The 25756-nt window shown below is 73.8% G+C and carries 25 protein-coding genes, 2 pseudogenes and 1 riboswitch; of the genes and pseudogenes, 20 read left to right on the forward strand and 7 right to left on the reverse strand.

The window, feature by feature from the left end:
* Nucleotides 1–424 precede the first annotated feature (424 nt).
* A riboswitch (cobalamin riboswitch) is annotated at nt 425–550 on the forward strand.
* 122 nt (nt 551–672) lie between these two features.
* The 11 genes from G3I53_RS30375 to G3I53_RS30425 all read left to right on the forward strand — a co-directional run bounded on the left by G3I53_RS30375 (nt 673) and on the right by G3I53_RS30425 (nt 12184).
* Nucleotides 673–1011: a (2Fe-2S) ferredoxin domain-containing protein gene (locus G3I53_RS30375; RefSeq protein WP_164333143.1), complete on the forward strand. Its 339-nt coding sequence runs from the start codon at nt 673–675 to the stop codon at nt 1009–1011.
* Between the two features lie 400 nt (nt 1012–1411).
* Nucleotides 1412–2194 (forward strand): CoA transferase subunit A, encoded by a 783-nt coding sequence (locus G3I53_RS30380; protein WP_164333142.1) that lies wholly within the window; start codon nt 1412–1414, stop codon nt 2192–2194.
* A 1-nt stretch (nt 2195) separates the two neighbouring features.
* Nucleotides 2196–2849 carry a CoA transferase subunit B gene (locus G3I53_RS30385; protein WP_164333141.1) on the forward strand — a complete coding sequence of 218 codons (654 nt, stop codon included), beginning with the start codon at nt 2196–2198 and terminating at the stop codon, nt 2847–2849.
* Nucleotides 2850–3022: 173 nt separating this feature from the next.
* Nucleotides 3023–4555: a PHB depolymerase family esterase gene (locus G3I53_RS30390; protein WP_164333140.1), complete on the forward strand. Its 1533-nt coding sequence runs from the start codon at nt 3023–3025 to the stop codon at nt 4553–4555.
* A 229-nt stretch (nt 4556–4784) separates the two neighbouring features.
* Nucleotides 4785–5594, forward strand: a complete 810-nt coding sequence (locus G3I53_RS30395; RefSeq protein WP_164333139.1) for an alpha/beta hydrolase — start codon at nt 4785–4787, stop codon at nt 5592–5594.
* Nucleotides 5591–6856 (forward strand): SpoIIE family protein phosphatase, encoded by a 1266-nt coding sequence (locus tag G3I53_RS30400; RefSeq protein ID WP_164333138.1) that lies wholly within the window; start codon nt 5591–5593, stop codon nt 6854–6856. The genes G3I53_RS30395 and G3I53_RS30400 overlap by 4 nt, the downstream gene beginning before the upstream one ends.
* 171 nt (nt 6857–7027) lie before the next feature.
* Nucleotides 7028–8239: a PP2C family protein-serine/threonine phosphatase gene (locus G3I53_RS30405; RefSeq protein WP_164333137.1), complete on the forward strand. Its 1212-nt coding sequence runs from the start codon at nt 7028–7030 to the stop codon at nt 8237–8239.
* 209 nt (nt 8240–8448) lie between these two features.
* Nucleotides 8449–9066, forward strand: a complete 618-nt coding sequence (locus tag G3I53_RS30410; RefSeq protein ID WP_164333136.1) for a dihydrofolate reductase family protein — start codon at nt 8449–8451, stop codon at nt 9064–9066.
* Nucleotides 9067–9238: 172 nt separating this feature from the next.
* Nucleotides 9239–10774 carry a fused MFS/spermidine synthase gene (locus G3I53_RS30415; RefSeq protein ID WP_164333135.1) on the forward strand — a complete coding sequence of 512 codons (1536 nt, stop codon included), beginning with the start codon at nt 9239–9241 and terminating at the stop codon, nt 10772–10774.
* 209 nt (nt 10775–10983) lie between these two features.
* Entirely contained in the window at nt 10984–11415 is a 432-nt protein-coding gene (locus tag G3I53_RS30420) for an ATP-binding protein (RefSeq protein WP_164333134.1), read from the forward strand.
* A gap of 184 nt (nt 11416–11599) precedes the next feature.
* Nucleotides 11600–12184: a TetR/AcrR family transcriptional regulator gene (locus tag G3I53_RS30425; protein WP_164333133.1), complete on the forward strand. Its 585-nt coding sequence runs from the start codon at nt 11600–11602 to the stop codon at nt 12182–12184.
* A gap of 76 nt (nt 12185–12260) precedes the next feature.
* Here the strand turns inward: G3I53_RS30425 and G3I53_RS30430 are convergent, their stop codons facing one another.
* Nucleotides 12261–13799: a cytochrome P450 gene (locus G3I53_RS30430; protein ID WP_203591601.1), complete on the reverse strand. Its 1539-nt coding sequence runs from the start codon at nt 13797–13799 to the stop codon at nt 12261–12263.
* On the opposite strand from G3I53_RS30430, the pseudogene G3I53_RS30435 reads away from it, so the two are divergent.
* Nucleotides 13786–14220, forward strand: a pseudogene (locus G3I53_RS30435) (DNA alkylation repair protein); the annotation flags it as partial. The gene G3I53_RS30430 and the pseudogene G3I53_RS30435 sit on opposite strands and share 14 nt — an antisense overlap.
* Nucleotides 14221–14423: 203 nt before the next feature.
* Here the strand turns inward: G3I53_RS30435 and G3I53_RS30440 are convergent.
* On the reverse strand, nt 14424–15650 hold the full coding sequence (locus tag G3I53_RS30440; protein ID WP_164333132.1) for an MFS transporter: 1227 nt from the start codon (nt 15648–15650) through the stop codon (nt 14424–14426).
* 482 nt (nt 15651–16132) lie between these two features.
* On the opposite strand from G3I53_RS30440, the gene G3I53_RS30445 reads away from it, so the two are divergent.
* A complete protein-coding gene (locus G3I53_RS30445) occupies nt 16133–16660 on the forward strand; it encodes a DinB family protein (RefSeq protein ID WP_203592434.1) in 528 nt (175 codons plus the stop codon).
* 73 nt (nt 16661–16733) lie between these two features.
* On the forward strand, nt 16734–17075 hold the full coding sequence (locus G3I53_RS30450) for a hypothetical protein (protein ID WP_164337660.1): 342 nt from the start codon (nt 16734–16736) through the stop codon (nt 17073–17075).
* A 58-nt stretch (nt 17076–17133) separates the two neighbouring features.
* Here the strand turns inward: G3I53_RS30450 and G3I53_RS30455 are convergent, their stop codons facing one another.
* Nucleotides 17134–17580, reverse strand: coding sequence for a DUF1772 domain-containing protein (locus G3I53_RS30455; RefSeq protein ID WP_164337659.1), 447 nt, complete (start codon nt 17578–17580; stop codon nt 17134–17136).
* Between the two features lie 88 nt (nt 17581–17668).
* Here G3I53_RS30455 and G3I53_RS30460 point away from each other — a divergent pair, with 88 nt between their 5' ends.
* Complete coding sequence (locus G3I53_RS30460; protein ID WP_164337658.1) at nt 17669–18247, forward strand: TetR/AcrR family transcriptional regulator; 579 nt, start codon at nt 17669–17671, stop codon at nt 18245–18247.
* Between the two features lie 113 nt (nt 18248–18360).
* On the opposite strand, the gene G3I53_RS30465 is transcribed toward G3I53_RS30460, so the two are convergent.
* Nucleotides 18361–18747, reverse strand: a complete 387-nt coding sequence (locus G3I53_RS30465; protein ID WP_164337657.1) for a DoxX family protein — start codon at nt 18745–18747, stop codon at nt 18361–18363.
* Between the two features lie 220 nt (nt 18748–18967).
* Between G3I53_RS30465 and G3I53_RS30470 the strand changes: the two are divergent.
* Both G3I53_RS30470 and G3I53_RS30475 read left to right on the forward strand, forming a co-directional pair.
* Nucleotides 18968–19440, forward strand: a pseudogene (locus G3I53_RS30470) (carboxymuconolactone decarboxylase family protein).
* A 104-nt stretch (nt 19441–19544) separates the two neighbouring features.
* On the forward strand, nt 19545–20468 hold the full coding sequence (locus G3I53_RS30475) for an RNA polymerase sigma-70 factor (protein ID WP_164337656.1): 924 nt from the start codon (nt 19545–19547) through the stop codon (nt 20466–20468).
* Between the two features lie 94 nt (nt 20469–20562).
* On the opposite strand, the gene G3I53_RS30480 is transcribed toward G3I53_RS30475, so the two are convergent.
* A complete protein-coding gene (locus tag G3I53_RS30480) occupies nt 20563–21192 on the reverse strand; it encodes a glyoxalase (protein ID WP_164337655.1) in 630 nt (209 codons plus the stop codon).
* A gap of 213 nt (nt 21193–21405) precedes the next feature.
* On the opposite strand from G3I53_RS30480, the gene G3I53_RS30485 reads away from it, so the two are divergent.
* A complete protein-coding gene (locus tag G3I53_RS30485) occupies nt 21406–22407 on the forward strand; it encodes an NAD-dependent epimerase/dehydratase family protein (RefSeq protein WP_164337654.1) in 1002 nt (333 codons plus the stop codon).
* A 32-nt stretch (nt 22408–22439) separates the two neighbouring features.
* Here G3I53_RS30485 and G3I53_RS30490 read toward each other — a convergent pair whose 3' ends face one another.
* Both G3I53_RS30490 and G3I53_RS30495 read right to left on the reverse strand, forming a co-directional pair.
* Complete coding sequence (locus G3I53_RS30490) at nt 22440–23552, reverse strand: HAMP domain-containing sensor histidine kinase (protein ID WP_164337653.1); 1113 nt, start codon at nt 23550–23552, stop codon at nt 22440–22442.
* A gap of 2 nt (nt 23553–23554) precedes the next feature.
* The gene (locus tag G3I53_RS30495) at nt 23555–24289 is read right to left on the reverse strand and encodes a response regulator transcription factor (RefSeq protein ID WP_164337652.1); all 735 of its coding nucleotides are present in this window, start codon (nt 24287–24289) and stop codon (nt 23555–23557) included.
* Between the two features lie 122 nt (nt 24290–24411).
* Between G3I53_RS30495 and G3I53_RS30500 the strand changes: the two genes are divergently transcribed.
* Nucleotides 24412–25110 (forward strand): glycosyltransferase family 2 protein, encoded by a 699-nt coding sequence (locus G3I53_RS30500; RefSeq protein WP_164438979.1) that lies wholly within the window; start codon nt 24412–24414, stop codon nt 25108–25110.
* A partial coding sequence (locus G3I53_RS30505) for a TIGR04282 family arsenosugar biosynthesis glycosyltransferase (RefSeq protein WP_164438980.1) occupies nt 25107–25756 on the forward strand: 650 nt, incomplete at its 3' end. The genes G3I53_RS30500 and G3I53_RS30505, both read left to right, overlap by 4 nt.

Genomic DNA, 25756 nt, shown 5'->3' on the forward strand with positions numbered 1-25756 from the left:
GGTGACGCCGCCCGGGCGGACCGGCGGCCGCACGGCCGGCCGGGGCGGCCGGCCCCGAGGGGGCTTGCACGGGTCTCGGGCGACTGCCTCCGGCCGCGTCCGGGCGGTACGCCCTCGGCCCGGAACGGGGTCGCCGGTCGTCACGGTCGGCGGTGGGGGCCATCTGCTCTCCTCGCGCGGTGGGACAACACAATCACACCAGGGGCGAAGTAGCGTAGAACACGCATAACAGGCTCCGACAGCGTCGGCGACGAGTCGGCGACCGGCCGGGTCACGGCGGCTGAACTGCCGGAACAGGCCCGCGGACCGTTACGCCCGGTGCTCCGGCCCGGCGACGGTCGTGCACCGGCCGTGGGGGAGGGGGCGCCCGGACGCAGCCGGCCGGCCGGTGGAATGATGACCGGTGACAGGGCGACGGCGGCCCGAGGAAGCCGGTGCGAATCCGGCGCGGTCCCGCCACTGTGATCGGTGAGCGGATCCCCCGACAGGCCACTGCCCCGCGAGGGGTGGGAAGGCCGGGATCGGCTACGACCCGAGAGCCAGGAGACTCACGTCGTCGCCTCCTCACAGAACACCGGGGCGGATCTCCCCGGAGAGGGGTGGGTCGGCGTGCCCGGACGGACGGAACCCGAACAGAAGCAGGACGACGGGACGACGGGAGCATCCGGCGGTGTGCCGTGCCGGATCGTCGTGTGCCGGGACTGCTGCTGCGGCACGGCGAAGGTGGCCGGGGACCACGCGGCGCAGACCGCGCGGCTGCGGGCCGAGGCGCCCGTGCGGGTGTCGGAGTGCCTGGACGTGTGCGACCAGGCGAACGTGGTCGTGGTGCGCCCCTCCTCCGCGGGACGTGCTGCCGGAGCCCGTCCGGTGTGGCTCGGGCTGGTCAACGACCCGGCGGCGACGGAGGACATCGTCGCCTGGGTAAGGGCCGGCGGCCCCGGCATCGCCCCCCTGCCGGACATCCTGGACCTGTACACGTTCACCCCACCGCGCCGCAGCTCGGCTCCGTGACCGACGATGACCGACCCGGAGGGCTGGACGCAGCAGAGCCTGGCGCCCCTCCTGGCGCAGCACGCACGACCGCGAGGCCGTCCCCTCGGACAGGCGCGCGCCCGAGGGCTGTGTGGCCCACCACCGCTGACCGCCGGTCCTCAGGTCGTGGGGATGGTTGCCGCACACATGACAGTCCGTCGCGTGACCCGCGGTCCCGTCCCCTGGCGGCCCGCCCGTGCCTGGTCGGCGACCACATGCTCTCCGGGCGGAAGGTGTCGCAGACAGCCATACCGGTGCGTTCCGGAGCGTCCCTAGAGTCGCCCCATCGATGACAGGGCCACGGCGCGCGGGTCTTCACGGCCCGCGGCGCCCCGGCTGTTCGGGGGGCCGTGACGCACCCCTGACGGAGAGGGACCGTATGGGGCTGGACAAGGCCGTCGACAGCGCGGCCGAGGCGGTGGCCGACGTCGCGGAAGGCGCGTCGCTCGCCGTCGGCGGGTTCGGGTTGTGCGGCATACCGAGTGCGCTGATCGCCGCGCTGCTGGACAGGGAGGTGGGCGGCTTCGAGGTCGTCTCCAACAACTGCGGGGTCGACGACTGGGGGCTCGGACTGCTGTTGCGGGCCGGCCGGATCGCCCGCATGACCAGCTCGTACGTGGGGGAGAACAAGGAGTTCGCCCGCCAGTACCTCAGCGGTGAACTGGAGGTGGAACTGGTACCGCAGGGGACGCTGGCGGAGCGCCTGCGGGCCGGTGGCGCCGGCATCCCCGCGTTCTACACGCCCGCCGGGGCCGGCACCCAGGTCGGGCAGGGCGGGCTGCCCTGGCGGTACGGACCGGACGGGCAGGTCGCGGTCGCGTCGCCCGCGAAGGAGACCCGCGTCTTCGACGGCCGGGAGCACCTCCTGGAGGAGGGCATCACGACCGACTTCGCCCTCGTGCGGGCGGCCGTCGGGGACCGCCACGGCAACCTGGTGTTCCACTCCTCGGCCCGCAACTTCAACCCCCTCGCCGCGATGGCCGGCCGCGTCACCGTCGCCGAGGTCGAGCATCTGGTGGAGCCGGGCGAACTGGACCCGGACGAGGTGCACCTGCCCGGCATCTTCGTCCAGCGGGTGGTCCGGGTCCTCCCCGACGACCCGGCAGCCGTCCGGCGGATCGAACGGCGCTGCGTGCGCAGCGGCCAGGAAGGCGGTGCCTGACATGGCGCTCACCCGAGAGCAGATGGCGGCCCGGGCCGCACGCGAACTGGTGGACGGCACGTACGTCAACCTCGGCATCGGCCTGCCCACGCTGATCCCGAACCACCTGCCGCCGGGAGTCGAGGTCGTCCTGCAGTCCGAGAACGGCATCCTCGGCGTCGGCCCCTACCCGCGCGAGGACGAACTCGACGCGGACCTGATCAACGCGGGCAAGGAGACGGTCACGGTCCTGCCGGGGGCGTCGTTCTTCGACTCCGCGCTGTCCTTCGGCATGATCCGGGGCGGGCACATCGACGCCGCCGTGCTCGGGGCCATGCAGGTGTCGTCGTCCGGGGACCTGGCGAACTGGATGATCCCGGGCAAGATGGTCAAGGGCATGGGCGGCGCCATGGACCTGGTGCACGGTGCGCGCCGCGTCATCGTCCTGATGGAGCACACGGCCAAGGACGGCAGCCCGAAGCTGGTCGCGCGCTGCGACCTGCCCCTGACCGGAACGGGCGTCGTGCAGCGCGTCATCACCGACCTCGCGGTCGTCGACGTCACCCCGGACGGGTTCGCGCTCGTCGAACTCGCCCCCGGCGTCGGTGTCGACGAGGTGCGGGCGGCCACGGGCGCCGACCTGCTCGTGCCCGCCGGACTGGAGTCCCCGGCCTAGCAGACAGCCCCCGGCGGCACAACCGGTCCAGGTCCACCCCGTCGCCGGCCGGCTGTGGTGGCGGCTTCCATACCGTTGCGTGTTGAACGACCCCTACGGTGCCGGACACCGGGCCGCTCCGACCGATCCACGCCCGAGGAGCGGCCCGGCATCCCCAGCACCGAGGAGCCGCCATGCCCACACCCTTCCGCGGAGCGGACGCCCCACCGTCCTCCCGCCCGAATCCACCCCGCACCGGCCCGTCACCGCGGCCGCACCGCACCTGGCGGGAGCGGCTGCCCCGTCTCGTGGCCGTCGTCGTCCTGGCCCTCGCGGCCGCCCTGACCGGACCGGCCCCCACGGCCCAGGCCGCGGTCGGACTGACCAAGGTCACCTCGTTCGGCGCCAATCCGGGGGCGCTGAACATGTACGTCTACCGGCCCGCCTCCCTGCCGGCCGATCCGGCGGTCGTGTTCGCCCTGCACGGCTGCGGCCAGAGCGCCCAGCTGTACGCCGACAACTCCGGCCTGCCCGAGATCGCCGACCGGCACGGCTTCCTCGTCGTGTTCGCCGAGACCACCAGCGCGAACAACGTCAGCAAGTGCTTCAACTTCTTCCAGCCCGCCGACAACCGCCGGGGCCAGGGCGAAGCCGCGTCCATCCGGCAGATGGCCGCCCACACCGTCTCCGCCTACGGCGCCGACCCCGACCGGACCTACGTCACCGGCCTGTCCGCCGGCGGCGGCATGACATCGGTCGTGCTCGCCACCTACCCGGACGTCTTCCGGGCCGGCGCGGTCGTCGCCGGACTGCCCTACGGGTGCGCCGACGACGCCATGGGCGCCTTCACCTGCATGAGCCCCGGCGTCGACCGGACGCCCGCCCAGTGGGCCCAGCGGGTCCGTGACGCGTACCCCTCGTGGTCCGGCCCCTGGCCGCGGGTGGCCGTCTGGCACGGCGACCGGGACCCCACGGTCGTGCCGCGCAACGCCCAGGAGATCCGCGACCAGTGGACGGCGCTCCACGGGCTGTCCACGACGCCGACCCGCACGTCCACCATCGGCCCCAACTCCACCCGGCACGAGGAACACGTGGCGGCCGACGGCACCGTGGCCGTCGAGGTGAACCTCGTCCCGGGCATGGGCCACGCCACCCCCGTCGACCCGGGCACCGGGCCGGAGCAGTGCGGCAGCACCGGCACCGCCCACTTCGCGAAGTCGATCTGTTCCAGCCACTGGATCGCCCGGTTCTTCGGCCTGGACGGCTCCGACCCCGAACCCGAAGGGCTGCCCGCCCCCACCGGGCTGGCCACGACCGCCGTCACCGACACGACGATCGGCCTGACCTGGGACGCGGTGGAGGGTGCCGCCGACTACACCGTCTACCGCGACGGCGCCCCGGTCGCCACGGTGGACGCCACGTCCCACACCGACGACGGCCTCACCGCGGGCGCCTCCCACACCTACGCGGTCGCCGCCCGGGACGCCGACGGCACGCCGGGCCGCCGGTCCGCCCCGCTCACCGCACGCACCACCGGTGCGGCCGCGGCCTGCTGGACGGCCACCAACTACGCCCACGTCCAGGCGGGCCGTGCCACGACCCGCGGCGGCTACACCTACGCCAAGGGCTCCGACGAGAACATGGGCCTGTACAACATCTTCGTGACCCGCACCCTCAAGGAATCACCCGCGGGCCACTTCACCGTCGCCGACGGCACCTGCCCCTGACGCACCACGGTCACGGCCGCACGGGGACCGCCCCCGCGGCCGTGACCGGCCACCCGCCCCTCGCCCAGGAGGAGTGGTCCCCGGCCGGCGGGGAACGCGTCCCGCCGGACTCGGCGAAGGCACCCGGCCCCACCGTGTCCCACCCGCCGTGCGGCCCGCCCGGGCCGGCCGGTCGCGGCGGGGCCCGATCAGCCAGGAGGCCCCGCGCGTTGTCTGCGAGGATGACGGTATGGACGTGCGCCACAGGAATCATGTCAAGGTGACCGGGCGGGCCGGTGGACCGGTCGTGGTGCTGGCGCACGGCTTCGGATGCGACCAGAACATGTGGCGGCTGGTCGTCCCGCTGCTGGAGCCGGACTTCACCGTGGTCCTCTTCGACCACGTGGGGGCCGGGAACTCCGACCTCTCGCAGTGGAACCGGGAGCGCTACGCTTCCATGGACGGGTACGCGGACGACGTGCTGACGCTCTGCCGCGAGCTGGACCTCGGCCCCGTCGTCTTCGTGGGCCACTCGGTCAGCGCCATGATGGGCGTACTGGCCGCCGCACGAGAGCCCGGGATGTTCGCCGGACTGGTACTGCTGGCCCCGTCGCCGAGCTTCATCGACGACCCGGCCACCGGATACCGGGGCGGATTCAGCGCCGAGGACATCGACGAACTGCTCGAATCGCTGGATGCGAACTACCTCGGCTGGTCGGGCACCATGGCACCGGTGATCATGGGCAACCCGGACCGTCCCGAGCTGGGCGAGGAACTGACCGACAGCTTCTGCCGCACCGACCCGGAGATCGCACGGCTCTTCGCCCGGGTGACGTTCCTGTCCGACAACCGGGAGGACCTCGCCGCGGTCGAGGTGCCCACACTGGTGGCCCAGAGCGCCCACGACGCGATCGCCCCGCCCGAGGTCGGCGCGTTCGTCCACGACCGGATCCCCGGAAGCCGGCTGGTCACCCTGAACGCGACCGGGCACTGCCCGCAGCTCGCTGCCCCGGAGGAGACCGCCGCCGCGATCGCCGCGTTCGCCGGAACCACCGCATGACGCCGCACCCCGGCGAGCAGGAGGAGGGCGGCGACGGCCCCGGACGTGAGGGAGAACCGGCCGGCGGTCCCGCCCCGTTCTCCGGTCTGCTGGAGGACACCGCCGAGGACCTGTACGAACACGCGCCGTGCGGTTATCTGTCCACCACGCTCGACGGCCTGATCGTCAAGGTCAACACCACCCTGCTGAACTGGCTCGGCCACGAACGCGACGACCTGGTGGAACGCCGGCACTTCTCCGACCTGCTCACCGTCGGCGGCCGCCTCTACCACGAGACCCACTTCGCCCCGCTGCTGCGGATGCAGGGCGAGATCAACGGCATAGCCCTGGAACTGAAGGCCGCCGACGGCAGCCGCCTGCCCGTCATGGTCACCTCGACGGTGCGGACCGACAGCGACGGGCAGCCCCGGCTGATCCGCACCACCCTCCTCGACGCCCGCCACCGCCGCGCCTACGAGACCGAGTTGCTGCGCGCCCGCCAGGAGGCCGACCGGGAACGCGACCGCCTCCAGCGGCTCGCCACCACCCTCCAGGCCACCCTGCTGCCCCCGACGCTGGTGGACGTGCCCGGCCTGGACGTCTCGGCCCACTACCACATCGCCTCCGTCGACGAGGTCGGCGGCGACTTCTACGACCTCTTCCCGCTGGCCGCCGGCACCTGGGGCCTGTTCCTGGGCGACGTGTGCGGCAAGGGCGCCGCCGCCGCGTCCGTCACCTCCCTGGCCCGCTACACCCTGCGGGCCGCCGCGGTCTACGACGCCGACCCGGCCGCCGTCCTCGCCAACCTGAACACGGTCCTCACCCACCAGAACCACGACGACGACCCGCGCTTCTGCACCGTCGTCTACGGCCGTCTCACCCTGAACCCCGACGCGGGCGGCTTCCGCATCACCCTGGCCAGCGGCGGCCACCCGCCCGCCCTGCTGATGCGCGCCGACGGCACCGCCGACTACCTGCCCACGCCGGGAGGGCAGCTCGTCGGGGTGCTGGAGGACGCCCGCATCGCCACCACCACCGTCTCCCTCGCCCCCGGCGACACCCTGCTGCTGTACACCGACGGCCTCACCGAGGCCCACACCGACGTCACCACGGGCGGCAGGGAACGCTACGGGGACGAGGCCCTCCTCGACTTCGGCCGCGCGCTGGCCCCGACGACCGCCGTCGGCACGATCGCCGCGGTCCGTGATCTCCTCGACGCCTTCGGCGCCGGTGTCGACGACGACACCGCCGTCCTGGCCGTCCACGCGCCCCGCACCGGCTGACCAGGGCCTTTCGGGCTCCAGGGGCACCCTCGCCCGATCGGGCCCACGCCACGTCACCCGGTCCGACCGGACACGTCCACGCCCGTCACGCCGTAGCCCGCCCGGCGGCAAACGCATCCAGGACCGTGGTCCTGGGCAAGCGGAGGGGAAGGGAGGGACTGGGAGGTGCCCGTGGCGGAGGGTGAGGGTCTGGGCCTGGACGAGGTCCTGCGGGCGGCGGAGGACGCCGCCCCGGTGGAATCGGCCGACGTGGTGGCGCAGAACCTCGAGAAGCGGTTCTCGGCGACCGAGGTCTCGCTGTGGCTCATCGACATGCTCGGGCAGGAGGCCGTACGGCTGCCGAGAGCCGGCACGTGCGCGGAGGCACGCGGAGCGGCGGACCGGCTGCGGCTCGCGGGCAGCGTCTACGACCAGGTGCTGCGCTCGCAGCGCCTGCACGACGAGCCGGACGGCGAGGGCGGCCGGCGGCTGGTGGCCCCGGTGACGAACCGCGGCGACTGCGTGGGCCTGCTGGAGCTGGTGGTGCCGTGCGCGGACGAGGCGATCCGGGCGGCCGTGGCGCGGGCCGCCCACGCGCTCGCCTACGTCGTGGTCACCGACCGCCGCTTCACCGACCTCTACCACTGGGGCCGGCGCACCGGCACCATGAGCCTGGCCGCCGAGATCCAGCACCAGCTGCTGCCGACCGCACCGTGCTGCGAGGGCGCCCACTTCACCTTGGCCGGCGGCCTGGTCCCGGCCGACGACATCGGCGGCGACACCTACGACTACGCCCTCGACCAGGACGTCCTCCACCTGTCGATCACCGACGCGATGGGCCACGACACCGCCTCGGCCCTGCTGGCCACCCTCACCGTCAACGCCCTGCGCGGCGCCCGCCGGGCGGGGCGCGGCGTCGTCGACCAGGCGTACGCCGCGCACCGGGCGATCACCGACCACGGGCGCGGGATGACCACCGGCCAGCTGTTGCGGGTCCACCTGGACACCGGTGTCTGCGAACTCGTCAACGCCGGGCACCCCTGGCCCCTGCGGCTGCGGAACGGCCGCGTGGAGGAGCTCACCCTCAAGGTCAACATGCCGTTCGGGGTGCCCGCCCCCGTCCGCTACGAGGTGCAGCGGCTGCTCCTGGAGCCCGGCGACCGGCTGGTCCTCCTCACCGACGGCATGCAGGACCGGGTCGCCTCCGCCGTCGACCTGCCCTCCCTCATCCACGACACCCGCGACGAACATCCCCGTGAAGTGGTCCGGGCCCTGACCTGGGCGGTCCACCAGGTCTGCGAGGGGTCGCTGCCCGACGACGCCACCACCCTCGTCCTGGACTGGCACGGCAGCCGCTCGGGGCAGCGCCGGACGAGGAACGGCTCCAACGCGGACGGCAGGTGAACCGGCGGAGACCCGGGCCCGGCGGGGGAGGCGTGTCTCCGGCGGGCCGGGGTAATCGCCCGAAGTTGGGAAGGGCTGCGGCACCTGGGGAGGTCGACGCAGCCCTTCCCTCCCGCACGCCGGACACGGAGACGTCGTGATCAAGCCCCGGCGACCCCGGGGCGGGTCACGAGCGATGAGTTCACGCGTCAGGACCGGTCCTCCCTGGTATGACACGCATCACCGCCGACATCTCGGTCTCCCTGGACGGCTTCGTCACCGGTCCCGACCCCGGCCCCCGCAACGGCCTGGGCACCGGCGGCGATGCCCTGCACACCTGGGCGTTCTCCGACGCCCCCGACGACCGCCGGATCGTGCGCGAGGCGACCGCCCGTTCCGGCGCCGTCGTCCTCGGCCGCCGCCTCTTCGATCTGGTCGACGGACCGGACGGCTGGAACGACGAAGTCGGGTACGGCGCCCGTGAGGCGACCAGGCCCGCGTTCGTCGTCGTGACGACCGCACCACCGGAGTCGGTGCGGCTGTCCGGCCTCGACTGGACCTTCGTCACCACCGGCCTGGCCGACGCCGTCGCCACCGCCCGCGGGCGGGCCGAAGCGGCGTCGTCGGCGGCGGGCCGGGAGCTCGACGTCGTCCTCATGGGCGGCGGCGCCACCATCCGCTCGGCCCTCGACGCCGGACTGGTCGACGAACTGACGCTGCACCTCGCGCCCGTGGTGCTCGGCGGCGGGACACCCCTGTTCTCCGGCGGCACCCCCCGCACCCTGGTGCAACGGACGGTGGTCTCCACCTCGACCGCCACCCACCTGACGTACGACGTCGGACGCTGACCGTCCCCGCGGTCCCGCGCCGGCACGGCCGGCCACCGTCCCCGCCGCAACCACGGCCGCCCGCCCGAGACTTGGCCGCGCGGAAACCCGGGGAGCGGGACAACTCGCCGGAGGGCGGCCGAGTTCCCGCGGTTCCGCACGGCCGGCGGTGCGGGATGCGAGGATGTCGTCCGTGACCGGATCGTCTTCGCCGCCCGTTGCCGAGGCCACGTCCCGCCCCGCCGGTCCGGGGCCCCGCACCGCCGCCGCACTCGTGTTCGGCTCGTCGGCCGCGGTCCTGGTCGTCGAGGTCGTCTCCCTGCGGCTGCTCGCCCCCTACCTCGGTCTCACGCTCGAGACCAGCACCATGGTGATCGGCATCGCCCTCACGGCGATCGCCGCCGGCTCCTGGCTCGGCGGCCGCCTCGCGGACCGGGTCGACCCGCCGCGGCTCCTGGGCCCGGCGCTCGGACTGTCGGGTGCGGTCGTCGCACTCACCCCCGCCGTGCTGAGGACCACCGCGGAGCGTGCACCCGCGCTGCTCCTCCTCGTGGCGGCGCTGACCATCCTCGTCCCGGGCGCCCTGCTGTCCGCGGTCACGCCGATCGTCACCAAGATGCGCCTGACCAGCCTCGCCGAGACCGGCACGGTCGTCGGCCGGCTGTCCGGAGTGAGCACCGTCGGGGCCATCTTGGGCACGGTCCTCACCGGATTCGTCCTGGTGTCGAGGCTGCCGGTCAGCGCGATCCTGATCGGCCTGGGAACCGCGCTGCTGGTGGCCTCGGCGCTGGTCCAGTGGCGAAAACGCGGCTGGAGCGGCATCCCCGCCCTGACGCTCGCGGTCGTCGCCGGCGGACTCGCCACCCTGGTCGCGCCCGGCGGCTGCGACGTGGAGACCCGGTACCACTGCGCGCGGGTCGTCACCGACCCCGACCGGGACAGCGGCCGCACCCTCGTCCTCGACGGCCTGCGGCACTCCTACGTCGACCTCGACGACCCGACCGTCCTCGAATTCACCTACGTGCGGGCCATCGCCTCGGTCGCCGACGCGGCCTTCCCCGAGAGCGAGCCACTGACGGCCCACCACATCGGCGGTGGCGGGCTCACCCTTCCCCGCTACCTCGCGGCGACCCGCCCCGGCACGCGCAGCCTCGTCTCCGAGATCGACGGCGGCGTCGTGCGCCTCGACCGCGACCGGCTCGGACTGCGCCCACGGTCCGGCATCGAGGTCCGCACGGAGGACGGCCGGCTCGGCCTGCGGCGCCTGGACACCGGCAGCCGCGACCTGGTCGTCGGCGACGCCTTCGCGGGCGTCAGCGTCCCCTGGCACCTGACCACGGCGGAGGCGATGGCCGACGTGCGGCGGGTGCTCGACGACGACGGCCTCTACATCGCCAACCTCATCGACCACGGCGAGCTGGCCTTCGCCCGTGCGCAGGCGGCGACCCTCACCGACACCTTCGGACACGTCGCCCTCCTCGGCGAACCCGCCGACATCGGCCGCGCCCCGACGGCCGGCCCGGTGGGCGGCAATCTGGTCCTCGTCGCCTCCGACCGGCCCGTCGACCTGAGCGCGGTCCAGCAGGCACTGGACGCCCGAGAGACCGGCTGGACCCACGTCACCGGCGCCGACCTCACCTCCTGGATCGGTGACGCCCCCCGGCTCACCGACGACCACGCCCCCGTCGACCAGCTCCTCCAGCCGTACGGCGCCTCGGGCAGCCGCTGACCGGAGGCGGCGCACCGGCACGGGCCCCTCCGGTGCCCGCACGGTTCCCGCCCCGGCCCTGCCACGCTCCGCGACCGCCGGACCACGCTGATTGCGTCCCGATTCCACGGGCAGAAGCGCTGGGTGAGCAACCCAGCTTCGGAAGTGAGGCGGACCCGGTGGACCCTGCTGCCCACGACGCGGACCGGAGTCCGCCGGCCGGCAGCCCGATGGCTGTGTCCGTCCTGTTCGAAGCGGGAGCGGAGATCGGGGAGGCCCGGGACATCGCCCGCGACTTCCTGCGGTCCGTCCGGGCCGAGCGGGGTGTCGCGGTGTCGGCGCAGGCGACGGGCCTGGTGCAGCTGGTGGTGAGCGAGCTGGTGACCAACGCCCGCAAGTACGCGCCCGGCGCCTGCCTGCTGGACCTGGTGTTCCGGGACGGGGCCGTCCAGGTCGGCGTGTGGGACAGCAGCACCACCCTGCCGACGGTGCGCGGACGCGACCCCCACCGGGTCGGCCAGCACGGCCTGGAACTCGTACGCGCGGTCTGCCGGACCTTCCGGGCACACCGGGAGGGGGCTGGCAAGCGGATCACCGCCCTCGTCCAGATCGCCGACGACCCCGGCACCGCGGACCCGGCATCGTCACGGCAAGGCCCTTGACCCACGCCCCGCACGGACCGGGACGGGACCCCGCCCGCGCGCCCGCCGCCCGGGCCGCGCGGAGGCCCCCGCACCACGGCCCGGCCGGACGACTAAACTGCCCCGGACGTCCCCCGCCCCAGCGCACCGAACGCCAGGAGTGTCCCGTGCCCCGCCGCTTCCCCACGTGAGCCAGGAACTCCGCATGGCAACCAACCGCACGGCCAAGAGCGTGGCCACCCGACAGCGATTCGTCGACGAGGCCCTGCGCCTGTTCAAGGAACAGGGCTACGAGCACACGTCGATGGCGCAGATCGCGGCGGCGGCCGGCAGCAGCCGGGCCAACCTGTACCTGTACTTCAACAGCAAGTCCCAGATCATCCGCGCCCGCATGGCCGAGATCGAGACCGAGGTCGCCGAGCTCTACGCCGTCCTGGACGGGATGCCCGAACACACCCCGGACGCTCTGCGGGAGTGGCTCGGCACGGCCCGCGGGATGTGGCTGCGGTACGCCACCGAGTTCGAGGCCGTCAACCAGGCCATGACCGTCGACCCGGACGTGCTCGACGAATGGCTGGGCCTGATCCGGCGCGTCACGTCCGCCCACGCGGCGCTCCACCTCGGCGGGGCGGGCGAGGAGGAACGGGCGGCCCGCGAGGCCCACATGACCACGCTGATGATGGGTCTGGAACGCACCTTCTACTTCCTGTACATCCGCGGCCACAAGGAGCGCGAGGAGTCGATCCTCACCTCGCTGGCCCGGCAGTGGGCCCGGATGTTCGAGAACTGACCGCGGGCCACGACGCCGTCGGGGCACCCGGCGTACGGGTGCCCCGACGAGCGTGGCGGGCGCGCTCGGCGCGGCGTCAGCCGCCGAGCACCAGGCGCGGGCAGTCCGCCGCGGCGCGGGACACGCAGATCAGCATGGTCCGGCCGGCCTCCTGCTCCGACGGGGTGAGGATCGAGTCCCGGTGGTCGGCCCGGCCGGAGACGATGGGCGTCTCGCACGTGCCGCACGTCCCGGTCTTGCACGAGGAGACCACGGCGAGCCCGGCCTTCTCCGCCGCCTCCAGGATCGTCTCCTCCGCGCCGACCTCGACCACCCGGCCGGACTCGGCGAACTCCACCTCGAACGGGGTGTCGGGCACCGTCCGCACCACGGGCTTCGGGGCGAACCGCTCCAGGCGCAGGGAGTTCTTCGGCCAGTGCGCCGTGTTCTCCTCCACGGCCCGCAGCAGCGGCTCCGGGCCGCACGCGTACACGAGGGTCCCCTCGCGGACCTCACCGAGCAGACCGGGCAGGTCGATCAGCCCGTGCTCGTCCTGCGGGACGAACGTGACGCGGTCGCCGTGCACGGCCAGCTCGTCACGGAAGGCCATCGACGCCTGCGTGCGCCCGCCGTAGACGAGGTCCCACTCGGCGCCGGCCCGCTCCGCCTCCCTGATCATGGGCAGGATCGGAGTGATGCCGATACCGCCCGCGATGAACAGGTAGCGGGGCGACGGCAGCAGCCGGAAGTTGTTGCGCGGCCAGGACACGGTGACCCGCGAGCCGACCGTGAGCGCGTCGTGCACGGCGGCCGAGCCGCCCCGGCCGGCCGGCTCCCGCAGCACACCGACGCGGTACGTCGTGCGGTCCTCCGGGTCGGAGGACAGCGAGTACTGACGTACCCACGGCTCACCGTTCCCGTTCGGCACATGCACGTCGATGTGCGCCCCGGCCTTCCACGGCGGCAGGTCCCCGCCGTCCGGATGGCTCAGGCTCAGGGCGACGACACCGTCGGACGCCTCGGTGCGCCCGGTGACCTCCAGGCTGAGGGTGCGCACGGTCCGCGTCCGGGACCGCTCGACATCCGCGACGTCCCAGTGCACCTGGAGCGAGCGGCGCACCGGCAGCAGCGCCATGCGCAGGAAGTCCAGCTCGTCCGTGTCGTCCGGGCGCAGCGTCGGCAGCCGCTCGAACAGCACCCGCAGTCCCGTGGCGCCCTGGACCCGGGCCAGCGGATTGCCGAGGCAGGTGTGCCGGCCCGCGGTGAAGGCCAGATGGTCGGTGGGGTCCGGGCGGTGGATGTCGAACTCGAAGGGCCGGTCCACGTGGTCGGGGTCGGTGTTGGCCGACGCCAGCGCGACCCACACCATGTCACCGGCGGAGATGCGCACACCGGACAGTTCCACGTCCCGCGTCACCCGGCGGGAGGTGAACGTCGAGGACGGGCGCCGGCGCACCGTCTCCTCGAACACCCGCGGCCACAGCTCCGGTTCGGCGAGCGCGTCCTGGAGCGCCTGCGGGTTCTGCGACAGGAAGATCACCGCGTTGGTCATGGCCTGCGCCGTGGTGTCCGTGCCGGCCGCGGCGAACTCCGAGACGTGCAGGGCGATCTGGGGGGCGGCCGAACTGGACGCCATGGCCCGCGAGGCACGCACCCCGAAGGTGCACGACTGGCTCGTGAACTACGTGGTCAAGAAGCATCCGCACGCCGAGGACCTGCGCCCGGCCTGGCTCGCCGACCCGGATCCGGTGGTGGCGAGCGCCGGCTGGGCGCTGACCACCCACCGGGTGGCGAAGCAGCCGGAGGGCCTCGACCTGGCGGGTCTGCTCGACGTCATCGAGGCGGAGCTGAAGGACGCCCCGGACCGCCTGCAGTGGGCGATGAACCACTGTCTGGCCCAGATCGGCATCGAGCACGCGGAGCACCGTGCCCGCGCGATCGACATCGGTGAGCGCCTCCAGGTGCTCAAGGACTACCCGACGTCGCCGGGCTGCACGTCCCCGTTCGCCCCCGTCTGGATCACCGAGATGGTGCGGCGGCAGCAGGACGGGAGCTGATCCGCGGCCGGGTCGCCGGCTTCCACGCGGGCCCGTCCCCGGCTTACGTACGGCCGAGTGTCCGGCTTCCGGACGGCCGCGCCACCGCTCCGCGCGGGCCCGTCCCCGGCTTCTGTACTGGCCCGTCCCCGGCTTCCGGTCGCGCCCCCGGCCGTCCGAACGGGCCGGCCGCGGGTGGGATCACCCGGCCGCCGCCCGGCCGGTCAGTCGGCGCTGTGGGCCGTCGGCACCCGGTCCGCTGCCGCCGGGGCCACCGCGCCGGACGCGGTGATCACCTCGGAGCGGCGGCCGTCCCGGTTCATCAGGCCGCCCGTGACGGCCAGACCCAGCCCGGCCACCGCGAGGGCGGCGCCGACCAGGGCGGGGGAGGTCCAGCCCCATCCCGCCGACAGGGCCAGACCGCCGAGCCAGGCACCGCCCGCGTTGGCCAGGTTGAACGCGGAGTGGTTGGAGGCGGCCGCCATCGTCGGAGCCTCCTTCGCCTTGGCCATGAGCAGCATCTGCACGGGCGTGGTGATGAAGGACCCGAGCGCCCCGATGAAGGTGATGGTGACCAGGGCGGGCCAGGTGCTGTGCACGGTGAAGGAGAACGTCACCAGGGCCGCCGCGAGCAGGGCGAGCCCCGCGTACAGCGTCGGTCGCAGGGCGCGGTCCGTGAGCGGTCCCGCCACCAGCGTGCCGAGCGTCATGCCGACGCCGTAGAGCGCGAGCACCAGGGTGGTCGACGCCTCGGAGAGGCCCGTCACGTTGGTCAGGATGGGCACCAGGTAGCTGTAGACGGCGAAGAACCCGCCGAAGCCCACCACGGCGACGGCCAGACCGATCGCCACGTGCCGGTTCCCCATCGCCCGCAGCTCGTGCCGGGCGCCGGACTGCGCGCCGCGCGGCTGGTGCGGGACGAACAGGGCTAGGGCCGCGAGCGCGACCAGGCCGATGACGGCGATCGCGAGGAAGGCGGTCCGCCAGCCCAGCTGCTGGCCCAGCGCCGTGCCCGCGGGAACACCGACGATGTTCGCGACGGTGAGGCCGAGGAACATCCTCGACACGGCGCGCGCGGCCCGGTCGGGGGCGACCAGCCGGGCCGCCACCACGGCGCCCACGCCGAACAGCGCCCCGTGCGGCAGCCCCGTCAGGAAGCGCGCGCCGAACAGCAGGCCGTAGGTCGGGGCGAGCGCGGACGCGACGTTGCCGACCACGAACAGGCCGGACAGGAGCAGCAGCAGCCGCTTGTGCGGCACGCGCGCACCGATGCCCGTCAGCACGGGCGCGCCGATGACGACGCCGAGCGCGTAGGCCGAGACGAGGTTGCCGGCGTCCGGCACGGAGACACCGACCCCGTCGGCGATCTGGGGCAGCAGCCCCATGGTGGCGAACTCGGTCGTGCCGAGGCCGAAGGCGACGACGGCCAGAGCCAGCAGAGCCAGTGGCATGGTGCAGAGAAACCTTTCGCGAACAGCAGCGGGCCGGATCGAGGGAGAGGAACGGACCGAAGCCGTCCCCGGCACTCGTGGCCGGTCGCGCTGAGCACCATTGCCCGGCGCCCCCCTGGGCACAGCAGACCTCATGGGCATGGCCGGCCCACGAAGAGGGGAAGCAAGGAGAGCCGGCCGGACATTCCAAGATCGGGCCCCTTGCGGCCGTGAGCTGCGTCACCGTCCCGTGCGCAGGCGGCCTCCCCGGGGCCGTCCGCTCCCGCCGCCGGTCCCGCTGACCGGACGCCGCGAGCGGACACCGCAGTCTGGCACGCCGCGGCCGGAGGAGGACGCACCGGGGCCGCCCACGGGGTCCACGCGCGGATGTCGGGGCGGGTGCCGGGGGAGGGCTCGGGGCGCCGTCCCCGCCCGACCGGCGGCGCGTTCGTCGGCGGCGGGCCCGGTGGCGATCCCGGGGCCGCACCTGCGAGGGTGTGCCGATGAACACCACACCGGACGGACGGCCCGTCCCGCCCCCTCATGCTGACGAACGCACCATGCTGGAAGCCTGGTTGGACTTCCACCGCGCGACCCTCGTCCTGAAGTGCTCGGGCCTGAAGGACGAACAACTGCGGCGTCCCGCGGCAGCCCCCTCCTCGATGACGCTGCTCGGCCTGGTGCAGCACATGGCCGAGGTGGAACGCAACTGGTTCCAGAGGGTCTTCGCGGGCCTGACCCTCCCGCCCGTGTACGGGGAGAGCAACCCCGACGGCTTCACCGTGCACCCGGACCGCGGACTCGACGAGGCGACCGCGACCTGGCGCGCGGAGATCACCCGGGGCCGCGAGCTGACGGCCGACGCATCGCTGGACGACTCCGGGAACCTGTCCGGGCCGGAAGCCGGCCACGTCGGTGACCAGGGGGTGTCCCTGCGCTGGATCATGATCCACATGATCGAGGAATACGCACGCCACAACGGCCATGCGGACCTCATCCGCGAGCAGGTCGACGGCGTCACCGGCGCATGAGACAGAGCTGCGCGGACACCAGGACCGCGCAGCACCGCCCGCGCTTCTCGTCGCGGAGGCGGCCGAGGTCACGATGCGCAGCACGGTCGACAGGATCCGCTCCGCGGGACGCGGCGCCCGGCGAGCGGCGGACCGTGCCGATGAGCTGTGGGAACAGCTCGCCGCATCCGTGCGGGCGATCCCGGAGCGCGAGTACGAACGCCGGCGTCGGGCCGGCCGGCTGAGAGGGCACAGCACCGACTCCACCCACCCGCCGACCCGCTTGCGCCGCGAGCGCCTGCTCACCGTCGAGCCGGCCCGGGCGGGCGGGCCGGCCTGCGCCGGCCGGGAACGCCGGATCGCCGCAGAACTCGCCGACGTATGCGCCGAGGTCGCCCGGAGGATCGTCCGGGACGGGTTCGACACCACGGCGTGACGAGCGCAGTCCCGTGCCCGCACGATTCTGGTCCGTGCCCGCCTCGGCTCCTGGCCCCTCAGGCGAGGGCGGTGACCAGCAGGGTGAACGCGGCGATGATGACGGCGACACGGACGTAGTGGTACCGGCTCCAGCGGCCCAGCTGCTCCTCCCAGTCGGCGGGCCGGTTCTCGGGGGTCCAGTTCTTGTTCCGGTTGTTGATCGGGACGAGCAGCAGCACCGACATCAGCGCGCTGAGGAGCAGCAGCCCGGCGGCCACGACCACGAGCGGGGTGCCGGGCCGGTCCCACGCGGCGACGGCCCAGACGGCGCTGAGGGCGAGCGAGCCCCCGTACCAGAAGGGCATCAGGGCGCCGAGCAGCCGGCCCCCGTGGGCGTGGCCCTGCTGGCGGCTGTCCCCGGGGAGCGCGTCGAGGATGCGACTCATGATGACGGCGACGGAGAACTCCACCCCCACCATCAGGCCGACGGTCACGGTGGTGACGACCTGGAGCGTGCTGAGCATGACGGACCTCCGAAGCTAGCGTTGCTAGATGACGGTGCAACGCTAGTCCTGCTGCCGCTCGCATGTCTAGCAGTGCTAGCATCCCTTCATGTCGGTCAAGGAACGCAAGGAGCGCGAACGGGCGGAGCGCGAGCGCCTCATCGTGGCGACCGCCCGCGAACTCGCCGAGCAGCAGGGCTGGGACGCGGTCACCACCCGCCGGCTCGCCGAGCGCATCGAATACAGCCAGCCCGTCCTCTACAGCCACTTCCGCGGCAAGCGGGAGATCATCGGCGCCGTCGCCCTGGAAGGCGCCACCGAGCTGGCCGCCGCGGTGCGTGCCGCGACCTCCGGGGCGAGCAGCCCGCGAGAACGGGTCGTCGCCCTCGCCCGGACCTACCTCGACTTCGCCGAGCACAACCCGGCGGTCTACGACGCCCTGTTCCGGCTCGACGGCGGCCTGGCGTACGCCCAGGAGGACACGCCCGAGCAGCTGAAGGACGCCTTCGCCGCCCTGCTCGCATGCCTCACCGAGGTGGCGGGCGACGGCGTCCACCCGGAGATGTTCACCGAGGTGTTCTGGGCGGCACTGCACGGCCTGGCGACCCTGACACGAGCGGGCCGCCTGCTGCCCGGGGACGCCGAGTCGAGGGTGGAACTGCTGGTGGACCGGCTCGCCGAGCTCTGACTCACGCCCCCCGCCCCCAACCCTCCCCGTCGACGGCTACTGAGCCCGTACGGGGCGACGAGCCGAGCCCTCGCCCCGTCGTCTCCGTGCCCGGCTGGGCCCGCCCGGGACGGTCAGCCCGAGAAAGGCTCGGGTCCGAAGCGGCCCCACGCCAGGAAGAGGGCCAGGGCGAGGTAGACCACGTCGCCCGTGATCGTCGCTCTCTCGCCGCGCCTGAGGCGCATGGTCACCGCGCAGACGAACAACAGCACGAGCCCGGTCGCGGCCAGCGGCACCACGACCGGCGCGATGCCGAGCACGGCGGGCAGCACCAGGCCCGCCGCGGCGAGCAACTCGACGGCACCGATGGCCTTGAGGGCGCCGGGGCTGAAGTCCTCGACCCAGCGGGTGGCGGCGCCGCCCGCGGCGGCCAGCCGCTCCTTGGGCACGAACATCTTGGCGCTGCCGATCAGGCAGACGGTGGCCATCAGACCGGCCACGATCCAGAGTGCGAGGTTCATCATCGGCTCCTTGGACGGGGAGGGGGACTGCTTTCGCCCGCTCTCCCCGGGACGAGACAGCACCCCGCGCCTGTGACATCACCCCCGCGTCCGGTGACATCCCCCCCCGTACGAGCGCCAGGCGCTGTGGAGCACGCAGGGCGGTCCGCGTCATGTCACAGGACGCCGGGCTGTCTCGTCCCAGGGGTTGCAGCCACCGACGAACCCGAGGGAGAACACGATGGACGCGCGACTGAACTACTTCGCCGACCCGACCGCGCCAAGGCCCTCCGGCACCTCATGACCGCCGGCCGGACGGTCCAGGAGTCGTCCCTGCCGGCCACGACGCAGCAGCTCGTGGCCCTGCGGGTGAGCCAGATCAACGGCTGTGCCGTCTGCGTCGACAAGCACACCAAGGAGGCCGCCGCGGCCGGCGAGACAGCGGTGCGCCTGCACCTGGTGGCCGTGTGGCGGGAGGCCGGGGTCTTCACCGAGGCCGAGCGTGCCGCGCTGGAGCTGGCGGAGCAGGGGACCCGGGTCGCGGACGCCGGGGAGGGGGTGAGCGACGAGGTCTGGACGCGTGCCACGGTCCACTACGACCAGGAACAGCTCACCGCCCTCGTGTTCCTGGTGGCGTTCATGAACACGGCCAACCGGCTGAACGTCATCGCCCGGCAGCCGGCCGGCGACTACGCGGTCGCCCAGTCCCACTGACCTGAGCGCTGCGTTGCGCGGCCCGCCGGCGAAGCGAACGATCGACGGAACGTGCCCGGACCGGCCCACGCCGCCCCGGTGGCACATCTCGAGGAGGACGAGGCATGAACAAGGCCGAGGAGTTCGAGGAGCTGCGGCCCCTGCTGTTCTCGATCGCCTACCGGATTCTGGGCAGCGTGAGTGAGGCCGAGGACGCGGTGCAGGAGACCTGGCTGCGCTTCGACGGCTCGACGACCCGCCCCACCTCGGTCAAGGGGTTCCTGTCCGCCACGGTGACCCGGATCGCGATCGACGTGCTGCGCTCCGCCCGGGTGCGGCGGGAGACCTACGTGGGTACGTGGCTGCCCGAGCCGCTGCTGAGCGACCCGTACCAGGATCCCGCCCGTTCGGCCGAACTGGCCGATTCGGTGTCGATGGCGGCACTCCTGCTGCTGGAGCGGCTGAGCCCGCTGGAGCGGTCGGTGTTCGTGCTGCGGGAGGTGTTCGGCTTCGGCTTCGACGACATCGCCGCGACGGTGGGGCGCTCCGAGGCCGCGTGCCGGCAGCTGCTGGTAAGGGCGCGGCGGCACATGAAGGCCGGGCGGCCCCGGTTCGAGGCGGACCGCGAGGAGCGGCAGGAACTGGCGAGGCGGTTCTTCGACGCCCTGCGCGAAGGCGACGTGGCCGGCCTGCGGGATCTCCTCGCCGCCGACGTGCAGTTGGTCGGGGACGGCGGCGGCAAGGCTCCGCAGCTGGCCAGGGCAGTCGTCGGCGCGGAGCACGTGGCGCGGCTGCTCGCCTCCGTCTTCCCGGTGCTGGCCCGGATCGAGGTGACGTGCGAGCCGCACGAGGTCAACGGTCAGCCCGGCGCGGTCTTCCGCGACCGGGACGGCAAGGTCCTCCACACCCTGGCCCTCGACGTGCTCGACGGGCAGATCCAGACCATCCGCTCGGTGATCAACCCCGACAAGCTGGGCCACCTCGGCCCGGTCGCCGACGCGTGGGCCATCGACGGCGAGGTGAAACGGGCCCGCCGGCAGAGGGGGTGACCCCCGATGCCGGATGGGGCGACCCCGCCGGCGGACACGGCCCGGTCCAGTCGGCACCGCGCGCGGCCCCTCGCCGACGCACCGTTCCCGGCGTTCAGGCCGAGGCGGTGGTGACGGCGGAGTCCCAGCGGAACGCGTCGGGGTCGGTGAAGTCCCCGGCGTGGCCGTGGAGGGTGATGCGGTGCGAACCGGTGCCCTCCTCGGACACACCGGCGAGTTTCGCGAGGCCGCGGCGCTTGTAGAGGGCGAGGCTGACCGCGTCGGTGTCCTGCGGGGCGAACTCCGCGTACTTCCCGCCGAAACTCTTGGCGGCCTTCAGGCCCTGCTCGGTGTAGAACTGCTTGCTCGCCTTGACGTCCTGGACGCCCAGGAGCAGGACGACGTTGTCGATCGTGCGGGTGGCGGGGCCGGTGTTCTTCTTGTTGCTGGTGACGATCTGCCAGATCGTGCCGTCGGGCGCCTGCACGATGCCGCCGTAGCCCCACAGCGACTTCGCGGGCGGCTTCAGCTGCGTGGCCCCGGCCTGCAGGGCCGTTTCGGTGAAGCTGTCCACATCGGCCGGCCGGGGGACGTCGAGCGACAGGGTGAAGCCGCGGAACCCGGAGGTGGGCTCGGTCGAGGCACGCAGCCGCACCTGCGGCCCCAGGCCGAAGGCGGCGGTGTAGAAGCGGCGGGCGGCGTCGGGATCGTCCACCTCGAGGGTGACGTGTGCGAGGGAGTTCATGCGATCACGCTAGTCGCGGGCCGGGCGGACCGGCTTCTTGATTCCTGCTCGGTATGTCCCGCCCGCTGCGCGTCGTGGACGCGCGCTCTCCCCCGTACGGACGTACGGATGTTCGGTCCCGTCCCGTACGACGCGTCCGCGCATCCCTTACGGAGCCGTGACGTACGGGCGCGGCCCCCGCGTACCGCCCCGGCGCGGGCCTAACGTGGCCGCATGCGCGTACTGGTCACCGGCGGCGCCGGCTTCATCGGATCCCAGGTCGTCGCCGCCCTGGAGGAACGCGGACACGAACCGCTCGTGTTCGACGTGCGGGCGGATCCCGGCGCCGACGTGCGGGACCCGGCAGCCGTCGGCCGCGCCCTGTCCGGCGTGGACGCCGTCTGCCACCAGGCCGCCATGGTCGGGCTCGGCCAGGGCGTCGCCGACGCGGCGGAGTACGTCTCGCGCAACGACCTGGGCACCGCCGTGCTGCTCGCCGCCATGGCGGAGGCCGGCGTCGGGCGCCTCGTGCTCGCCGGGTCCATGGTCGTCTACGGCGAGGGACACTACGCGTGCCCCCGGCACGGGGCCGTACGGCCAGGACCACGGGCCGTCACCGATCTCGACGCGGGCCGGTTCGAGCCGACCTGCCCTGAGTGCGGGCAGGGCCTGCGCCCCGGCCTGGTCGGCGAGGACGCCCCGGCCGACCCCCGCAACGTGTACGCCGCGACGAAACTGGCCCAGGAACACCTGGCCGCCGCCTGGGCCCGCTGCACCGGCGGGTCGGCCGTGTCCCTGCGCTACCACAACGTGTACGGCCCCGGGATGCCCCGCGACACCCCGTACGCCGGTGTCGCCTCCTTCTTCCGCTCCGCCCTCGCCCGGGGCGAGGCACCCCGCGTCTTCGAGGACGGGCGGCAACTGCGGGACTTCGTGCACGTCCGGGACGTGGCGGCGGCCAACGCGGTGGCGTTGGAGGCGGAGGCCGCGCCGGGCGCCCTCACGGCGTACAACACCGGCAGCGGTGAACCGCACACCGTCGGCGAGATGGCGCGGGCGCTGGCCGCCGCGTACGGCGGGCCGGACCCGGTCGTCACCGGCGAGTACCGGCTCGGGGACGTCCGGCACATCACCGCGGACTCCTCGCGGCTGCGGTCCGCGCTGGGCTGGAAGCCGGCGACCGGCTTCGCGGAGGGCATGGCGGAGTTCGCGCGGGCCGGCATGCGCGGGGCGTAGGGTCCGCCGTGGACCGGTGGTGCTGCCCGCGATCAGGAAGCGGCGGCGGGCAGCACCACCTCGAAGCGACAGCCGCCGGGCGTGTTGCGCACGGTGGCCCGGCCCTGGTGGGCCTCCACGATCCCGCGGACGATGGCGAGGCCCAGACCCGCGCCCGCGGGGGGAGTCCGGGCGTGCGTACCGCGCCAGCCGGTGTCGAAGACGCGCGGCAGGTCCTCCTCCGGGATGCCGCCGCAGCCGTCCGTCACCGACAGCACCACCCCTTCCGGGGACCGCTCCGCGGTGACGGCGACCGTGCCGTCGGCCGGGGTACGGCGGATGGCGTTGACCAGCAGGTTGCCCAGCACGCGGCTCATCTCCTTGCCGTCCACCTCCACCGGGACGGGCTCGATCCGGCCGCCCACCAGCCGCACCCCGTGCTCCCGGGCGAGCGGGTCGGCGCCCGCCAGCGCGTCACCGACCAGGTCGTACAGGGAGATTCGGGTCGGTGCCAGGGGCAGGGTGCCGGCGTGGATGCGGGACAGCTCGAAGAGATCGCCGACCATGCCGTCGAGACGCTCCACCTCGGTGCGCATCTGCTTCAGGTAGCGGTCGGGGTCGGCGGCCACGCCGTCCTCCAGGGCCTCCGCCATGGCCCGCAGCCCGGCCAGGGGAGTGCGCAGGTCGTGCGAGATCCACGCGACGAGTTCACGCCGGGAGGTCTCCAACGCGGCCTCCCGCGCCCGGGATTCGGCCAGCTTCACACTCGTCGCCGTCAACTCCCGGCTCAGGTGCTCCAGTTCGGCCGTCGCCGGACCGTCGGGAGCGGTGAAGGCGGCACCGTCGCCGAACGCGCGTGCGGCCACGGCGAGTTCGCGGCTGCGGGCGACGACCCAGCGGCCCAGGAGCAGCGCGGTGAGCAGCGACACGACGGCCGCCATGGCCACGACGGTCGTGACCACGGTCAGGTCGTGCGGCGACAGGAACATCGCCCGGGCGACCGCGAGGGTGCCCGCGAGCATGGCGACCACCCCGACGGCCGCCACCACGGCGAGCGACGCGGTCAGCGAGCGGCGCCGGATCAGCCGCAGCAGACCGGCACCGGCCACACCCGTGGCGGCGGCACCGGCGAAGGCGTACACGGCGATGAGGAGGGTGTCACGCACGGTCAGTCCTCCTCGCCCGTCGGGTCGAAGCGGTAGCCGACACCCCACACGGTCCGGATCAGCCGGGGCCGGGCCGGATCGTCCTCCACCTTGCCGCGCAGACGGCGCACATGGACGGTGACGGTCGACAGGTCGCCGAAGTCCCAGCCCCACACCTCCCGCATCAGGTCCTCCCGGGCGAAGGCCCGTCCCGGATGGCGCAGGAAGAAGGACAGCAGGTCGAACTCCCGCAGTGTGAGGGCGAGTCCGGCGCCGTCCTTGGTGGCCCGGCGGGCCGCAGGGTCCACGGTCAGCCCGGCCGCCGCCAGCCGGCGGCCCGCGGCGGCGGGCCTGCTGCGGCGCAGCACCGACTCCACGCGCAGCACCAGCTCGCGCGGACTGAACGGCTTGGTGACGTAGTCGTCGGCACCGACCTCCAGACCCAGGATGCGGTCCTCCTCGTCCCCGCGGGCGGTGAGCATGATGACCGGCACGGGACCGTGCCCGCGGATCCGCCGGCACACCTCCAGGCCGTCCATGCCGGGCAGCATGAGATCGAGCACGACCAGGTCCGGCCGGTGCGTCCCGGCGCGGGCGAGGGCCGCCGGCCCGTCACCGGCCCGGTCGACGACGTAACCGGCGCGATCCAGGTACCCGGCGACGACCTCGGCGACGGTCGGATCGTCGTCCACGACCAGAACGCGGGGCGACCCGTCGGCGGCCCGCCCCGCCGGGGACTCGTACGGCTGCTGCTGCATGCCCCCAGCCTGGCACCGCGCCGCCGCCGGTGCGCCCCCGATCACCGCCCCCACGCCGGACGTCTGCGTTTCGTAAGAAGCAGAAGTCCGATATGCACCCTTCGTGTTCGTAGGGTGAGACCGTGACGACGACTCCTTCCGAAGACGTCGACGTGGTGCTTCCCTGCCTGAACGAAGCCGAGGCCCTTCCCTGGGTGCTCGAACGCATCCCACCGGGCTGGCGCGCACTCGTCGTCGACAACGGCTCCACCGACGGTTCCCCCGAGGTCGCCCGCGTGTACGGGGCGACCGTCGTGCACGAGCCCCGCCGGGGCTTCGGCGCCGCCTGCCACGCCGGGCTGACCGCGGCCACCGCCGACGTGGTGTGCTTCTGCGACGGCGACGCCTCCCTCGACCCCGCGCTCCTCGTCCCCTTCGTCCGCGAGATCCGCGACGGAGCGGCTGACCTGGTGCTCGGACGGCGGCGCCCGCGCGGCCGGCACGCCTGGCCCGCCCACGCCCGCGCCGGCAACGTGGTGCTCGCGCGGATACTGCGCCGCCGCACCGGACTGCGCCTGCACGACCTCGGCCCCCTGCGCGCCGCCCGCCGCGAACCCCTCCTCGCCCTCGGCCTCACCGACCGCCGCAGCGGCTACCCGCTCCAGATGGTCGTCCGCGCGGCCGACGCCGGCTGGCGGATCACCGAGCACGACGTGCCGTACCTGCCGCGCACCGGGGCCTCGAAGGTGACGGGCACCTGGCGCGGCACCTGGCAGGCGGTACGCGACATGAGCCGCGTGCTGGGGGAACCGCCCGCGCCCGAAGGAGGAACCCTCCGTTGACCACGCTCCTCGTCATCGCCAAGGAACCGCGCCCGGGCCGCGTCAAGACCCGGCTCACCCCACCGTTCACCCCGGGCCAGGCGGCCCGGCTGGCCGAGGCGGCCCTCACCGACACCCTGCACGCCGTGGCCGCCGCGCCCGCCCTCCGGCGCGTCCTCGTCCTCGACGGCAGCCCCGGACCGTGGCTGCCACCCGGCTTCGACGTCGTCCCGCAGGGCACGGGCGGCCTGGACGAGCGGCTGGCCGACGCCTTCGCCCGCTGCGACGGACCGGCCCTGCTCATCGGCATGGACACCCCCCAGGTCACGCCGGAACTCCTCGCCGTGGACTTCACCGGCTGCGACGCCCACTTCGGCCCCGCCGAGGACGGCGGCTTCTGGGCCATCGGCCTGGCACGCCCCGACCCCGCCCTGCTGCGCGGCGTCCCCATGTCGACCACGACGACCGGAGCGGCGCAACGGGACCGGCTTCTCACCGCCGGCCTGCGGGTACGCGACCTGCCGACCCTGCGCGACGTCGACACCGCCGCCGACGCCCACGCCGTCGCCGCCCTCGCCCCGCACGGCCGCTTCGCGGCCCAACTGGCCCGGTGCACACCGACGGCCGGCGCACCGGACGCCCACCCGGCCCCCGCGACCGGCTCCCC

It is taken from the genome of Streptomyces sp. SID14436, from assembly GCF_010548465.1.
Classification (GTDB): Bacteria; Actinomycetota; Actinomycetes; order Streptomycetales; family Streptomycetaceae; genus Streptomyces.